Annotated in this window: 11 protein-coding genes and 1 pseudogene; 6 read left to right on the forward strand and 6 right to left on the reverse strand. The window is 70.7% G+C overall.

What is annotated here, in order from left to right; translation table 11 throughout:
* Positions 1 to 236: 236 nt before the first annotated feature.
* Positions 237 to 464 (reverse strand): hypothetical protein, encoded by a 228-nt coding sequence (locus E4099_RS18135; RefSeq protein ID WP_245244954.1) that lies wholly within the window; start codon positions 462 to 464, stop codon positions 237 to 239.
* A gap of 158 nt (positions 465 to 622) precedes the next feature.
* Between E4099_RS18135 and E4099_RS18140 the strand changes: the two are divergent.
* Together E4099_RS18140 and E4099_RS18145 are read left to right on the forward strand one after the other, a co-directional pair.
* Positions 623 to 1385, forward strand: a pseudogene (locus tag E4099_RS18140) (HipA family kinase).
* A gap of 32 nt (positions 1386 to 1417) precedes the next feature.
* Positions 1418 to 2056, forward strand: coding sequence for a TetR/AcrR family transcriptional regulator (locus E4099_RS18145; RefSeq protein WP_135340141.1), 639 nt, complete (start codon positions 1418 to 1420; stop codon positions 2054 to 2056).
* A gap of 84 nt (positions 2057 to 2140) precedes the next feature.
* Here the strand turns inward: E4099_RS18145 and E4099_RS18150 are convergent, their stop codons facing one another.
* From E4099_RS18150 to rpsL, 5 genes are all read right to left on the reverse strand, one after another.
* A complete protein-coding gene (locus tag E4099_RS18150; protein WP_135340134.1) occupies positions 2141 to 3421 on the reverse strand; it encodes an MFS transporter in 1281 nt (426 codons plus the stop codon).
* Positions 3422 to 3971: 550 nt separating this feature from the next.
* The gene (gene tuf / locus E4099_RS18155; protein WP_135340135.1) at positions 3972 to 5165 is read right to left on the reverse strand and encodes an elongation factor Tu; all 1194 of its coding nucleotides are present in this window, start codon (positions 5163 to 5165) and stop codon (positions 3972 to 3974) included.
* Positions 5166 to 5383: 218 nt separating this feature from the next.
* Positions 5384 to 7504 carry an elongation factor G gene (gene fusA / locus E4099_RS18160; protein WP_135340136.1) on the reverse strand — a complete coding sequence of 707 codons (2121 nt, stop codon included), beginning with the start codon at positions 7502 to 7504 and terminating at the stop codon, positions 5384 to 5386.
* 39 nt (positions 7505 to 7543) lie between these two features.
* On the reverse strand, positions 7544 to 8014 hold the full coding sequence (rpsG, locus tag E4099_RS18165) for a 30S ribosomal protein S7 (RefSeq protein ID WP_135340137.1): 471 nt from the start codon (positions 8012 to 8014) through the stop codon (positions 7544 to 7546).
* Between the two features lie 2 nt (positions 8015 to 8016).
* Positions 8017 to 8388: a 30S ribosomal protein S12 gene (gene rpsL / locus E4099_RS18170; RefSeq protein ID WP_003948652.1), complete on the reverse strand. Its 372-nt coding sequence runs from the start codon at positions 8386 to 8388 to the stop codon at positions 8017 to 8019.
* 434 nt (positions 8389 to 8822) lie between these two features.
* On the opposite strand from rpsL, the gene E4099_RS18175 reads away from it, so the two are divergent.
* The 4 genes from E4099_RS18175 to E4099_RS18190 form a co-directional block, all read left to right on the forward strand.
* Positions 8823 to 9530 carry a Crp/Fnr family transcriptional regulator gene (locus E4099_RS18175; RefSeq protein ID WP_135340138.1) on the forward strand — a complete coding sequence of 236 codons (708 nt, stop codon included), beginning with the start codon at positions 8823 to 8825 and terminating at the stop codon, positions 9528 to 9530.
* A 519-nt stretch (positions 9531 to 10049) separates the two neighbouring features.
* Positions 10050 to 10961, forward strand: coding sequence for a hypothetical protein (locus E4099_RS18180; RefSeq protein ID WP_135340139.1), 912 nt, complete (start codon positions 10050 to 10052; stop codon positions 10959 to 10961).
* Positions 10958 to 13156: a hypothetical protein gene (locus E4099_RS18185; protein WP_135340140.1), complete on the forward strand. Its 2199-nt coding sequence runs from the start codon at positions 10958 to 10960 to the stop codon at positions 13154 to 13156. Before E4099_RS18180 ends, E4099_RS18185 begins: the two co-directional genes overlap by 4 nt.
* 36 nt (positions 13157 to 13192) lie before the next feature.
* A partial coding sequence (locus E4099_RS18190; protein WP_209446650.1) for a hypothetical protein occupies positions 13193 to 14391 on the forward strand: 1199 nt, incomplete at its 3' end.

Below are 14391 nucleotides of genomic sequence, written 5' to 3' on the forward strand. Positions count from 1 at the left end.
GGGGCGGGTTCTGGACCGTATATTTACGGCGCGATTACCCAGAGACGCAGAAAACTCGGTGATAGCGCCACAAATACACGTCATCGTCCCAGAATCCGACCCCTGCGACCCTGTCGAGGCGGACCGGGACCCCTTGCCCACCAGGGTCCTTGACGTGGGCTGGGGCTGGTACGGAGCGGTCTTCAGCCTCTGAGCGGCTGTCCCAGCACCCCCGGCGGCGGGATCCGGCCTCGCCGCTAGCTGCCCGGCCGTGATCGCGGGTGGGTCCGCGGCTCCGTGAGGGGTGGGTTCTGGGTGGCATACCGGGCGCGTGCCTCGTCCAGGGCGGCGTCGAAGTCGCGCTGGGTGTCCGCACACCAGCGCATGAGGTCGGCGAGGACCTGCCGCAGGGTCTCGCTGGGACCGTGCCGCCAGCCCTCGCCCGACAGGGTGTACGTCTCCAGGGCCGCGTTGGCCCGCCTCACCGCCGCATCGTGCCCGTCCGCCGTCATCGACACATTCCCTCCCATGGAAGTCCCGCAGAACCATAGTCCACTGTATATTTGCAATGCATTTCAGTTTTGGGGTTGCGGGCCTGACGGCCGGGGGGAGACGGGAACCGGTGGAGAGACCCTCGTACGGGCTGCGCACGGTGACGGCCGTCCGGTATGTGACCCCACTGCGCGGCGGAGGCTCCGTCCCCGGCGTCGTCGAGGCCGACGACCTGGGCACAGTTCACCGGCTCGGCACAGGGGCGCAAGGCGCTCGTCGCCGAGGTCATCGTGGGCGAGCTGGCCCGGCACCTCGGACTGCGGGTGCCGGAGCTGGTGCTGGTGGACTTCGATCCCTCGGTCGCCGCCGGGGAACCGCACCAGGAGGTGCAGGACCTGCTGCGCGCCAGCACGGGACTCAACCTCGGCATGGACTACCTGCCGGGAGCCGCCGACTTCGCACCGGGCGCCCCGGATCCCGACCCGGTGGAGTCCGCCAGGATCCTCTGGCTGGACGCCTTCACCGCGAACGTGGACCGCACGGTGCACAGCTCGAACCTCATGACCTGGCCGACGTCCGGCCACCACGAGCCCCGGTTGTGGCTCATCGACCACGGCGCGTCGCTGGTGTTCCATCATCGGTGGGAGAGCGCGGCGGACGCGGTCGGCAAGGCGTACGACTTCCGGTTCCACGCCCTGGGTTCGCCCGACCTCGACCTGGCCGCGGCGGACGCCGAGCTGGCGCCCCGGGTGACCCCGCGGCTGCTGCGCCGGGTCGTCGGCGCCGTACCGGACACCTGGCTGGCCGACGAGCCGGGGTTCGGCACCCCGGACGAGGTCCGCGAGGCCTATGTGAACCACCTGGCCGCCCGTGCGCAGGTGTCCGCCCAGTGGCTCCCCAAGGAGATGCCGTGAGTGCTGCGAGTGCCGCTGATGCCGCGAACGTCGTGAAGGAAGGTCTGCGGGAACGGAAGAAGCGGCAGACGCGGCAGCGTATCTCCGAGGCGGCCCTCGGCCTGTTCGTGGCGCGGGGTTTCGACAGGGTCACCATCGCCGAGGTCGCGGCGGCGGCGGAGGTCTCCGTCAACACCCTCTACAACTACTTCGAGGCGAAGGAGGACCTCGTCCTGCCACCGCACGAGGCGTCCCCGCAGCGCCTCGCCGAGATCGTGCGCACCCGGCAGCCCGGCGAGTCCGCCGCGCGGGCGGTACTCGGCCGACTCCGGGAGGAACTGCGGCAGCATGACCGGAAGGTCGGCCTGAGCCCGGGGTTCGGGCCCGTCTTCGAGATGATGCTGGCCGCCCCGACGCTCACCGCCCGCCTGGAGGAGCTCGGCCGGCAGATGACCGACGCCCTCGCCGCGGTCCTGGCCGAGGAGACCGGGGCCGCGCCCCAGGACCAGATGCCGCGCGTGGTCGCCGGCCAGATCGGCTGGTTCCACTCGCTGGTCTACAGCGAGGTCGGCCGGCGTCTCGTGGCCGGCGAGAAGCCCGCCGCGATCGCCGAGGCCCTGCTGGACGTCCTCGACATCGTCGAGGGCACCCTGAGCACACGGGCGCTCGACTACGCCACCCGCCAGAACTGACACCCCGGCCCCTGATCCGTCGTCCCCGGGCCGTTCGGCGTTCCCCGCGGCGCGGCCTCACCGAGCCGTCCGGGGCCACCCGGCTCACGGGTGGTCGGCCTCGGTGGGGGGCGCGGAGGGGCCTGGCGCGGCCCGGGGTTCGAGGAAGCGGTGCCGCTCGGGGACCCGGGGCAGGGCGAGCAGGCCGAGCAGGGCCGCGGCCAGGCAGGCTGCCGCGCCCAGGCCCAGACCGGCCCGGGGGCCGAGGTGCTGGGCGACCGCACCGACGATCGGCCCGCCCACTGGCGTACTGCCCAGGAAGGTGACCGACCACAGCGCCATGACCCGGCCGCGGAAGGAGGGCTCGGCCACCAGTTGGAGGGTGGTGTTCCCGGTCGCCAGGAAGACGGTGCTCCCCACCCCCACGCAGGCCAGGGCCGCCAGGACGCCGGGCAGCCAGGGGATCACGGCCACCGCCGTCAGCGCGGCGGCGAAGGCGGCGGCGGCCCCGATCAGCGGGATGACCCCGGCCCGGCCGTAGGCGGCCATGGCCAGACCGCCGGCCACCGCGCCCAAGCCCATGGCGGAGGTCATGAAGCCGTAGGTGCGCGCGTCACCGTGCACACCGGTACTGGCCAGCACCGGAAGCACCACCTGGAACTCGTAGGCGAGCGTGCCGATCAGCGCCATCATGGCCAGCGGCGCCCACAGGCCCGCGGTACCGCGCACATAGCGCAGCCCCGCGGCCAGCTGCCCGGGCTCCCTCGGCAGCGCCGGGTGCGGATGCAGCTCCTCGGTGCGCATCAGCCGCAGGGCGAGCAGCACCGCGATGAAGCTGGCGGCGTTGGCCAGGAAGCAGACGCCCACCCCGGCGGTGGCGATCAGGATGCCGGCGGTCGCCGGCCCGATGGCCCGGGCGGTGTTGACGATCACGCTGTTGAGGCTGACGGCCCCGCGCAGCAGCCCCACCCCGACCACCTCGGGCACGAAGGACTGCCGGGTCGGATTGTCGACCGCGTTGACGGTGCCCAGCGCGACCGCGAGGACTACCACCATCCACAGCCGCACGGTGTGGGTGACGGTCAGCAGCCCCAGCAGCAGGGCCAGGGTCGCCAACGTGGTCTGGGTGGCCATCAGCAGATGGCGCTTGTCGGCACGGTCCGCGATCAGCCCCCCGTACGGCCCCAGCAGCAGCACCGGCAGGAACTGCGCCGCCACCACCAGGCCGAGCACCGTGCCCGAGCCGGTCAGCTGGAGCACCAGCCAGGACTGGGCCACCACCTGCATCCAGGTGCCCACCAGGCTGACGCACTGACCGACGAAGTACAGCCGGAAGTTCGGCACCCGCAGCGCGGCGAACGTCCCCCTTCCGCGGTGCCGTCTCATCCCGGCATCGCACCCGCGGGACCGCGGGCGAGGACTATCGGGCGGACGGCGCGCCGGATCGGCCGCCGCCCGGCCGGCGCGGGCCACGCCTCGGCGTCTGCGCTCGGCCCCCGGCCCACCGGGACCGGCGGCCCGGTACCGCGATCGGTCATCGCCACCTCATCGCCGTCCCTGGCCCGCGGCATGGCGCCACCCCTTCCGCTCCCTCCCACGGTTGGGCACGGAGGCCGCCATCGCACCTCGGCGGCGCGCATCGTGGTCACTCTGGGTGATGGGAGGCTGGTCCGACTCGGCCAGGACAACGGCCGCGCTCGGGGGCGCGCGCCCCGCGGCAGCCCCGGCGGCAAGGGCCGCTTTCCGCGCCCGACGGCGCGGGCTCACCCCGCCCAGGGCACCGCCGCCGCAGGCCGGCCATCCCAGGCCCGGCCGGACGGGCCGCACCGGTGAACCCTCGCCGGCAGCGGCGGAAACGCCAAAAGACCCGGGCCCCACCGTCCGCCGCGAAGGCGATCGGTGAGGCCCGGGTCCTGGTGCTCAGAAGAGCGCTAGGTCACTTGACGATCTTGGTGACCTGGCCGGCGCCGACGGTCCGGCCACCCTCACGGATGGCGAACTTCAGGCCCTCCTCCATGGCGACCGGCTGGATCAGCTGGACGGACATCTCGGTGTTGTCGCCCGGCATGACCATCTCGGTGCCCTCGGGGAGGGTCACAACGCCCGTCACGTCCGTGGTACGGAAGTAGAACTGCGGACGGTAGTTGTTGAAGAACGGCGTGTGGCGGCCACCCTCGTCCTTGGACAGGATGTAGGCCTGCGCCTCGAACTCGGTGTGCGGGGTGACCGAGCCCGGCTTGATGATGACCTGGCCGCGCTCGACGTCCTCGCGCTTGATGCCGCGGAGCAGCAGACCGACGTTCTCACCGGCCTGGCCCTCGTCGAGCAGCTTGCGGAACATCTCGATGCCGGTGACCGTGGTGGTGGTCTTCTCCTGCTTGATGCCGATGATGTCAACGGTCTCGTTGACCTTCAGGACACCACGCTCGATACGGCCGGTGACGACCGTACCGCGACCGGTGATGGTGAAGACGTCCTCGATCGGCATGAGGAACGGCTTGTCGACGTCGCGCTCCGGCTGCGGGATGGCCTCGTCGACGGCGTTCATCAGGTTGAGGACCGACTCGCCCCACTCGGCGTCGCCCTCCAGCGCCTTCAGCGCGGAGACCTTGACGACCGGGACGTCGTCGCCCGGGAACTCGTACTCGGAGAGGAGCTCACGCACCTCGAGCTCGACGAGCTCCAGGATCTCCTCGTCGTCCACCATGTCGGCCTTGTTCAGGGCGACGACGATGTACGGAACGCCGACCTGGCGGGCCAGGAGCACGTGCTCCTTGGTCTGCGGCATCGGGCCGTCGGTGGCGGCGACCACGAGGATGGCGCCGTCCATCTGGGCGGCACCGGTGATCATGTTCTTGATGTAGTCCGCGTGACCCGGGCAGTCCACGTGCGCGTAGTGACGGGACTCGGTCTGGTACTCGACGTGCGCGATGGAGATGGTGATACCGCGCTGGCGCTCCTCAGGAGCCTTGTCGATCTGGTCGAACGCCGAGGCCTCGTTCAGGTCCGGGTACTTGTCGTGCAGCACCTTGGTGATCGCCGCGGTAAGGGTCGTCTTACCGTGGTCGATGTGACCGATGGTGCCGATGTTGACGTGCGGCTTAGTCCGCTCGAACTTCGCCTTCGCCACTGGGGTCCTCCTGTGGAGTGGTTCTGTAACGCATCCACACTTTGCGGATGGGTTCAGGTGGTCTTACCGAACCGGCCAGGACCCCGAGGGGGATGCCCTTCGCCGTATTCGTATCTGGGGGCCGGCGGCCGGGGCCCCGCCGCAGCCCACCTGGGGTGGTCTGCGGCGGTATGCCCCGATGCCTTTAGCTCCAGCCTAAGGGGGAGAGCAACGAAGTGTTACTCGCCCTTGGCCTTCGCGATGATCTCCTCGGCGACGTTCCGCGGAACCTCGGCGTAGGAGTCGAACTGCATGGAGTAGCTGGCGCGGCCAGAGGTCTTGCTGCGCAGGTCTCCGACGTAGCCGAACATCTCGGACAGCGGAACCAGGCCGGTGACCAGCTTGGCACCACTGCGGTCCTCCATGGACTGGATCTGTCCACGGCGGGAGTTGATGTCGCCGATCACATCGCCCATGTAGTCCTCGGGCGTGGTGACCTCGACCTTCATCATCGGCTCGAGCAGGGCCGGGCTGGCCTTGCGGGCGGCCTCCTTGAAGGCCATCGAACCGGCGATCTTGAAGGCCATCTCGGAGGAGTCGACCTCGTGGTAGGCACCGTCGAGCAGCGTGACCTTGACACCCGTCAGCGGGTAGCCGGCGAGCACACCGAACTCCATGGCCTCCTGGCAACCAGCGTCCACGGACGGGATGTACTCCCGCGGGACACGGCCACCGGTGACCTTGTTCTCGAACTCGTAGCCATCGCCCTCGAGCGGCTCGATCGCGATCTGCACCTTGGCGAACTGGCCGGAACCACCAGTCTGCTTCTTGTGGGTGTAGTCGAGACGCTCGACCGCCTTGCGCAGGGTCTCGCGGTAGGCCACCTGCGGCTTACCGACGTTCGCCTCGACCTTGAACTCGCGGCGCATACGGTCCACCAGCACGTCCAGGTGAAGCTCACCCATGCCGGCGATGATCGTCTGCCCGGTGTCCTCGTCGGTCTTGACGCGGAAGGACGGGTCCTCCTCGGCCAGGCGCTGGATGGCGACACCCAGCTTCTCCTGGTCGCCCTTGGACTTCGGCTCGATGGCGACCTCGATGACCGGGGCCGGGAAGTCCATCGACTCCAGGATCACCGGGTTGGCCGCGTCGCAGAGGGTCTCGCCGGTGGTGGTCTGCTTCAGACCCATGACGGCGACGATGTCGCCGGCAACCACGCTGTCGATCTCCTCACGCTTGTTCGCGTGCATCCGGTAGATCTTGCCGATGCGCTCCTTCTTGCCCTTGACCGAGTTCTGCACCTGAGTGCCGGTCTCCAGGCGTCCGGAGTACACGCGGACGAAGGTGAGCTTGCCGAGGTGCGGGTCGCTCATGATCTTGAACGCCAGCGCCGCCAGCGGCTCGTCCTCGGACGGCTTGCGCTTGACGACCTCGTCCGGGTTGCTGACCGAGTGGCCCTCGATCGCCTCGACGTCGAGCGGCGACGGCAGGTAGCGCACGACCGCGTCGAGCAGGGGCTGCACGCCCTTGTTCTTGAACGCGGTGCCGCAGAACACCGGGGTGACGGTGGTGTTCTCCGCCTTGCCGGAGTTGATGGTGATGCGGCGGATGGCCGCGTACAGCTGCTCCTCGGTCGGCTCGGTGCCGTCCAGGAAGAGCTCCATCATCTCTTCGTCGTTCTCGGCGACGCCCTCGACCAGCTTGGCGCGCCACTCCTCAGCGGCCTCGACGTGGGTGTCCGGGATGTCGACGATGTCGTACATCTCACCCTTGGTGGCCTCAGCGGACCACACCAGGGCCTTCATGCGGACCAGGTCGACGACGCCGCGGAAGTCCGCCTCGGCGCCGATCGGCAGCTGCATCACGAGCGGGGTGGCACCGAGCCGGTCGACGATCATGTCGACGCAGCGGTGGAACTCCGCACCGGTGCGGTCCAGCTTGTTGACGAAGCAGATGCGCGGCACGCCGTAGCGGTCCGCCTGACGCCACACGGTCTCGGACTGGGGCTCGACACCAGCGACACCGTCGAACACCGTGACGGCACCGTCGAGGACGCGCAGCGAACGCTCCACCTCGACGGTGAAGTCCACGTGTCCCGGGGTGTCGATGATGTTGATGGTGTGATCGACGTCCTCAAGCGGCCAGTGACAGGTCGTCGCGGCCGACGTGATCGTGATGCCGCGCTCCTGCTCCTGCTCCATCCAGTCCATGGTGGCGGCGCCATCGTGGACTTCACCGATCTTGTACGAGACACCGGTGTAGAACAGGATCCGCTCGGTGGTGGTCGTCTTGCCCGCGTCGATGTGGGCCATGATCCCGATGTTGCGGACCTTGGCCAGGTCAAGTGAAGTGGTAGCCATAAGGCTTCAGTCTTCTCTCGGTTCTCGATGGGGTAGCGACTACCAGCGGTAGTGCGCGAAGGCCTTGTTGGACTCGGCCATCTTGTGGGTGTCCTCGCGACGCTTGACGGAGGCGCCCAGACCGTTGCTGGCGTCCAGCAGCTCGTTCATCAGACGCTCGGTCATGGTCTTCTCGCGACGGGCGCGGGAGTAACCGACCAGCCAGCGCAGCGCGAGGGTGGAGGCGCGGCCGGGCTTGACCTCGACCGGCACCTGGTAGGTGGCGCCACCGACACGGCGGGACTTGACCTCGAGCGCCGGCTTGACGTTCTCCAGCGCGCGCTTGAGCGTGATGACCGGGTCGTTGCCGGTCTTCTCGCGCAGGCCCTCCATGGCGCCGTACACGATGCGCTCAGCGGTGGACCGCTTGCCGTTCAGCAGGATCTTGTTGATCAGCGAGGTGACAAGAGGAGAGTTGTAGACCGGGTCGATGATGACCGGGCGCTTCGGGGCGGGGCCCTTACGAGGCATTCTTACTTCTCCTTCTTGGCGCCGTAGCGGCTGCGAGCCTGCTTGCGGTTCTTGACGCCCTGCGTGTCGAGGGAACCACGGATGATCTTGTAGCGAACACCCGGCAGGTCCTTCACACGACCGCCACGCACGAGCACGATGGAGTGCTCCTGCAGGTTGTGGCCCTCACCCGGAATGTAAGCGGTGACCTCGATGCCGCTGGTCAGACGCACACGCGCGACCTTACGCAGGGCCGAGTTCGGCTTCTTCGGGGTGGTCGTGAAAACACGCGTGCAGACGCCGCGGCGCTGGGGCGAACCCTCCAGTGCGGGCGTCTTGTTCTTCTCGACCTTGTCCTGCCGGCCCTTGCGGACCAGCTGCTGGATCGTAGGCACCGTTTCTCCGGTTTCTGTGTGCCAGTCTCAGTAAAGCTAACCTGGGGTTTCTCCGACCCACGCGGTCGGGTGTGTCGCCGACCCCACACGCCTCCCGAAGTACGGAAGGTGCGATCGGGTCGGGTGTTCGGCCTCGTGGTCCCGCGTCGGGCACTTCCGCCGAGAACCAGCGGGCCCCATCCGGCCAGAGCCGAACGGGAGTGCGCATACGCGAGAACCCGGGCACACCCCAGGCACAAGGTCTGAGCGTACCTACCTCACCGAGTGAGGTCAAAACAAATGCAGAGGACCCGACACGCCGGACTTGTCAGGACTCCACCAAGGTTTCCTTCCGCCAGGACCCGATCGCGGTCCGGAGTCACCGATTCACCTTCCGTGTGCATGGTGGTTGAGTAATTTGAGCATGCATCGAACAGAGACGAGGGGGCGTCCACGTGAGATCCACAGGTACTGCCGTCGAGGGCGGCCTCGGCGACCGGGTTCCGTTCCTCGCCAGGCTGGAGCGGGACGAACGTTCGGCACTGCTGGCCCTGGGGCGTCCACTCACCTTCGATTCCCGGGCCACCCTCATCCACCAGCACGAGCCCTCCACCCATGTGCTGCTGCTGATCCACGGCTGGACCAAGGTGACCGCCGCCGCCCCCAACGGCTACGAGGCGCTGCTGGCCCTGCGCGGCCCCGGCGACATCATCGGCGAGTCCTCGGCCCTGACCGGGAACCCGCGGGCCGCCACCGTCACCGCGCTGGAGCCGGTCCGGGCCGTCGCGCTCGAACACGGACGCTTCCACGAGTTCCTCACCCGCTTCCCGAACACCTCGCTCCAACTGCTCGCCCTCACCAGCGGCCGGATGCGGGCCGCCGACCGCATGCGGCTGGAATCCGCCTCGCTCACGGTCCGGGAGCGCTTCGCCGTCCTGCTCCTGGACCTGGCCAGAACGCATGGCCGGCGCACCGAGGAGGGCATCGAGGTCGCCGTGCCGCTGAGCAAGCAGGAGCTCGCCGGCTCGGTGGGTGCCTCCCGGGAGATGGTCCAGCGGCTGCTCAAGGAGCTGCGCGACCGCAAGGCGGTGGCGACCGGCCGCCGGGAACTGGTGATCCTGCGCCCGGAGGTACTCCGCCAGGTGGCCCGCGGCGCGGCCTGACCGCGGTCGCGGCGGCCGGTACGTGCCGGGCGGCCCGCTCGGTCCGCGGCGGCCCGTACGCGCCGACTGGCCTACGGCGCGCGGCGGTCCGTACGCGCTGCCTGATCCACGGCGCGCGGCGATCCGTACGTGCCGGCTGGCCTGGGGTGCGCGGCTGCCTGCCTTCGTCGGTCGGGGCCCGCCGGTGGTCGCTGGGCCCTCGTCTGGTCGCGTACGCCGTGGGGCGATTCCCGGCGGCCTGATCCCCCGCCCGGTCGCGTACGCCGAGGTCCCGGGCGGGGGGCCTGTGGGTCGTACGCCGAGGTCCCGGGCGGTCGGGCCTCTGCCTCGTACGTCGGGTGATCCCGATGGTCGGACCCCTCGGCGCGGCCGCGGGCGAGCGTCAACGGTCGGCCCGGACCGCTGCCCCGGCCCGCCTTCTGTGCACACGGTCACACTTCCACTGCGTCATACGACCTCACGGCACGCCGCCGGACTGCGCCACGCTCGGCCTCACCCACCCACCACCGAGAGGCGACCATGGCCGACCCTGTGAGCCGCACCATCCTGCTCTTCGACATCGAGCGGTACAGCGACCGCGACGACGTCGAACAGGCGTATCTGCGCCGCATGCTCTACGACATCGCCGATGGTGTCCTGGAGGCCGCCGGTATCGAGGAGACCCGGCGGCAGCGGGCGGACCGCGGTGACTCCGTCATCGAGCTGATCGACGCGAACGCCTCAGTGGCAGCCCTGCTGCGTGCCCTGCTGACGCAGACCCCGGTAGAGCTGGGCATGGTGAACCGGCTGGCCTCCACCAGCGCCCAGATCCGTCTGCGCGCGGTGCTGGCCAGCGGCTATGTCGCCGTGGACGCCCAGGGCGGCTGGGTGGGCTCCGACCTCAACCACGCCTGCCGACTGCTGGACGCCGAGGAACTGCGCGAGCTGCTCCGGAGCAGTGACCAGGACTTCGCGCTGTGCGTGTCCGAGCCGATCCACCAGGGGATCGTGCAGCACGGACACCCCGGAATCCCCCCTGAGCGCTTCCGCCGCACCGCGGTGGCCAGCAAGAACGGACCACTGAGCGCATGGCTGTACGGGCCTGGGCCCGGGGCGGAGCCGGTCCGGCGGTCGGGCGAGGCCGCTTCCGCCGGGTCGCGGGGGCCCGCCGGATCGGCGGGGGCGGACGCATCGGCAGGTACGGCCGGGCCGAATGGGGCAGCCGGGTCGCCGGGTACGGCCGGACCGGCGGGGGCGGCCGAGTCGTCCGGCTCGGTCGGCACCCCTGAGGTGCCCCCCGCTCCCCCGCGTCCGGCCGTCGACCTCCGGGGAGCCGAGGTCCGCGTCGACGGAGGGTTCATCGCGGGGGACAACCACGGGGTCTCCACCGGCAGTGTCACCGGGGACATCCACTTCGGGGGTGGCACCTGCGGCCAGGGCGGACGGCGATGACCCCGGAGTCCGCCGCGCCCGGCGGCCCCCAGCAGCCCGCACCGGCCGAGGGTGACCCGGAGAAGCCGGCCGAAGCCGCCGACGCCCAGGAACCGGCGGCCGAGGAGCAGCCCGACAAGCCGCAGGAGGCGTGGGCCGCCCGCCGGGAGCTCGCGGACCACGCTCCCCGGACCATGCGGTTCGGCTCCGGCCTCCGGACCGGCGGCGGCCTGATCGGCGGCGACAACCACGGGGTCAGCGCCGGCACGGTGGCCGGCGACGTGATCACGGGCAGCAAGACGGAGATCTACTACCAGTTCGGCGGTCCGGCGACCGCCACCTCCGGCGAGATCCCCCGGGAACGGCTGGACCGGATCGCCGAACTCTTCGTCGACACGGGCACCAACTTCGAGGCGCTGGTGGAGCGGTTGCGCACCGAGCGGGTGCTGGTCCTCTCCGGCCCGCGGCACTCCGGCCGCGGCACCGCCGCGCTCATGCTGCTCCGCGCCCTGCGGGTCGCCTCCGTCCACGCGCTCGACCGGGATGTCTCCCCCGAAAGCCTGGCCGGGCGGCTCGACAGCGCCGGCGAGCAGGAGGGGCCGAGGGGATACGTCCTGCGCGATCCGCTGCTCCGCCGGGACCGGCCGCTGGCCGACACCCATCTGCTGGCCGCCCGGGACCGCCTCGCCGAGGGCGGCTGCCTGGTGATCACCGTCGAACCGGACGCCGCGCTGGAGGGCATCGCCCGCCGTGAGTGGCGGCCGCCGACCGCCGCCCTCGTACTGGAGTCCAGACTGCGCACCCTGGTCGGGCCCGAGCGCACGGCGCGGCTCATCGCCCGGCCCGAGGTCAGGGAGTTCCTGGACCGCGAGCACCAGTTGCGCGAGACCGCCCAGTACGCGGAGGAGCTGGCGAGGTTCGCCGACGGCCACACCGACGAGTCCCGGATCGCGGGCTTCTCACTGGCCGCGCTCGAACGCCAGGTCCAGGAGTGGTTCGAGGCCACTGACAGCTCCGTGCACCTGCGCGAGAAGGCGTTCCTCGTCGCGCTGGCCGCCTTCGACGGCGGCCCGTACGCGCTCACCGCCGAGCTGAGCGACCTGCTGTACGCCCTGCTGCAGCACACCGACGACGCCACTCGCCCGCCAGGCGTCCCGGTCTTCGGCACCCACATCCGCAAGCGCCTCCAGCTCGCCCGCGCCCACTCGTACCGCGAGCTGGAGCAGACCGAGTGGGGCCCGGTCACCCAGCTCAAGGCCGCCTACCAGGACGAGCGGGTGGCTCTCGTACTGCTGCGCGAGGTGTGGACCGGCCACCCGTCGGCCCGGCCCGCGCTGGTCCGCTGGCTCCAGCAGCTCGCGGACGACGGCCGCCCCCTGGTCCGTACCCGGGCGGCCTCGACCGCCGCGGTCCTCGCCTACACCGACCTGCCGTCGGCCATGGCCCTGGTCATCGAGGAGTGGGCCACCTCCAAGCGCTACCGGCGCCGCCAGGTGGCCGTGAACGCGCTCGCCCTCGCCCATCTCCTCGACATCCCCAACATCCCGCGCATCCTCGACGGCTGGTGCCGAGAGGGAGACGCCGACCTGTGCTGGGTGGCGGTCCGCGCCCACGGGCTGATCGGCTCGGACCGCCCCGCGGAGACGCTCGCCGCACTGCGCGAGATCGTCCGCAGGCAGCACACGGAGGGGGACCGGGAACCTGACCGGACCCTGCTCGACGAGGCCGCCGCCTCCGTCGAACTGCTGCTGCTCTCCGCCACCGGCGACCAGGTCCTCGCGGAACTGCTCAAGACCCTGGAACACGATCCTCCGGTACGCGCCCTCGCCCTCGGCGGATTCCTCCGCGCCTGCCGGCCGACCGAGCAGGACGAGCCGTACGGCTGCCCGCTGGTCCTCGGCTGGTACGCCCGCACCGCCGACGAGCAGCCCTCGACCGCCCAGCACATCGGCACGCTGTGGCGGGCCGCGCTGGCCGACCGCGACCACACCCGGCATGCGCTCAAGGAGCTGGGCACCTGGGTGTGGATCGCGGACCGGGACCCTGGCACCGAGTGGGCGCTCGCCGCGCTGCTGCCCACGCTCGTCACCTCCGCGGCCGAGCACCAGCGCCTGGACCACCTGCTGCGCACCCTCCCCGGCGAGGACGGCACTCCGCCCCCGAGCGCCGCGAGCCGGCTGCGGACCGTACTGCCCTCCCTCGCCCCACTGAGCTGACCCGTCCGACCGAGCACCGCCAAGGAGACCCGCGCCATGGCCGACTTCCGCCGTATGCCCGAGTGGGAGCAAGCAGCCGACCGCCACACCGAGCTGATCGACCCGGTGATCACCGTCCGGCAGCTGTCCCGGTTCGAGTTCACCCGCAAGGTGCAGACCCGCATCGACCACGCGCTGGTCTTCTCGACCGCCAAGGGCTCGTACGACACTTTCCTCCCGCCGATGCGGCCGACCCGCGCGGAGAGCGCGTCCAAGCGCTACTCCGCGGTCTACGAGGTCGACATGGGCATCCACCCCGTCCAGGCCGAGTTCTCGCTGCCCAGCGACAACGACGCCTTCCTGTTCGCGGTCCTCGTCGACCTCTCCTGGCAGGTCGCCGACCCCGCGCGCTTCGTGGCCGGCGGCCACCGGGACGTGCCGCGACTGCTGCTGGGCGAACTGGAGCAGGCGGCCCGCCCGGTGACGCGCCGCCACTCCATCGCCGAGAGCGCCGCCGCCGAGCAAGCGGTCCTGGCGGCCGTGGCCGGACAGGGCCCGCTGGGCGCCGCCGCCGGCCTCGCGGTCTCCTGGACCGTACGACTGCGCCGGGACCAGGAGAACATCGACCACCAGCTGCGGCTGCAGGCGATCAACCACAGCGCCACCGAGCGGATGCTCACCGAGCGGCGCGGCATGGAGATCGACGAGGTGCTGGACCAGCGCGCCCGCCGGCAGGACGAGCTGACCGTGGCTCGCGCGCTCGAGTACGGCCGGCAGCAGCAGGAGCTGACGCTCGAACAGGAACGGTGGCGGCACGACCAGGCCATGCTGCACAGCGAGCATCAGCTGGAGTTGCAGCGCTACGAGGCCGAGAAGATCGACTTCTACCAGCACCACCTCCAGCAGGGCGGCGTACGGGCCTGGGCGCTGCACCTCGCCCAGCACCCCGAGGACACCGCGCTGGTGATGAACAGCATGCGCGAGGACCAACTCCGGCTGATCCAGGCGCAGACGGACCTGGTGAGCCGGCTCCTCGGCGGCGACCTCGCGGAGGACTACGAGCTGGAGGGGCCCAAGCGACTGGCCCTGGACAAGGTGTTCGAGATCCTCAACCAGCGGCTCCCGGGTGTGCGGCACGCGGCCACTCCGCCGATGCCGGACCAGCCTCCGCGGATGGCCCCCGCGGCCCCGGCCGAGCCGGCCCCGGAAGCGGTCACCGCCACACCGCCGGCGGCAACACCCCAGGAAGCCCCGCC

The organism is Streptomyces palmae, assembly GCF_004684805.1.
Classification (GTDB): Bacteria; Actinomycetota; Actinomycetes; order Streptomycetales; family Streptomycetaceae; genus Streptomyces; species Streptomyces palmae.

Excerpts from the sequence above, each read along its gene's own strand:
- E4099_RS18150 (WP_135340134.1), bottom strand. The coding sequence starts at position 3,421 with ATGAGACGGCACCGCGGAAGGGGGACGTTCGCCGCGCTGCGGGTGCCG.
- fusA (WP_135340136.1), bottom strand. The coding sequence starts at position 7,504 with ATGGCTACCACTTCACTTGACCTGGCCAAGGTCCGCAACATCGGGATC.
- rpsG (WP_135340137.1), bottom strand. The coding sequence starts at position 8,014 with ATGCCTCGTAAGGGCCCCGCCCCGAAGCGCCCGGTCATCATCGACCCG.
- E4099_RS18180 (WP_135340139.1), top strand. The coding sequence starts at position 10,050 with ATGGCCGACCCTGTGAGCCGCACCATCCTGCTCTTCGACATCGAGCGG.
- E4099_RS18185 (WP_135340140.1), top strand. The coding sequence starts at position 10,958 with ATGACCCCGGAGTCCGCCGCGCCCGGCGGCCCCCAGCAGCCCGCACCG.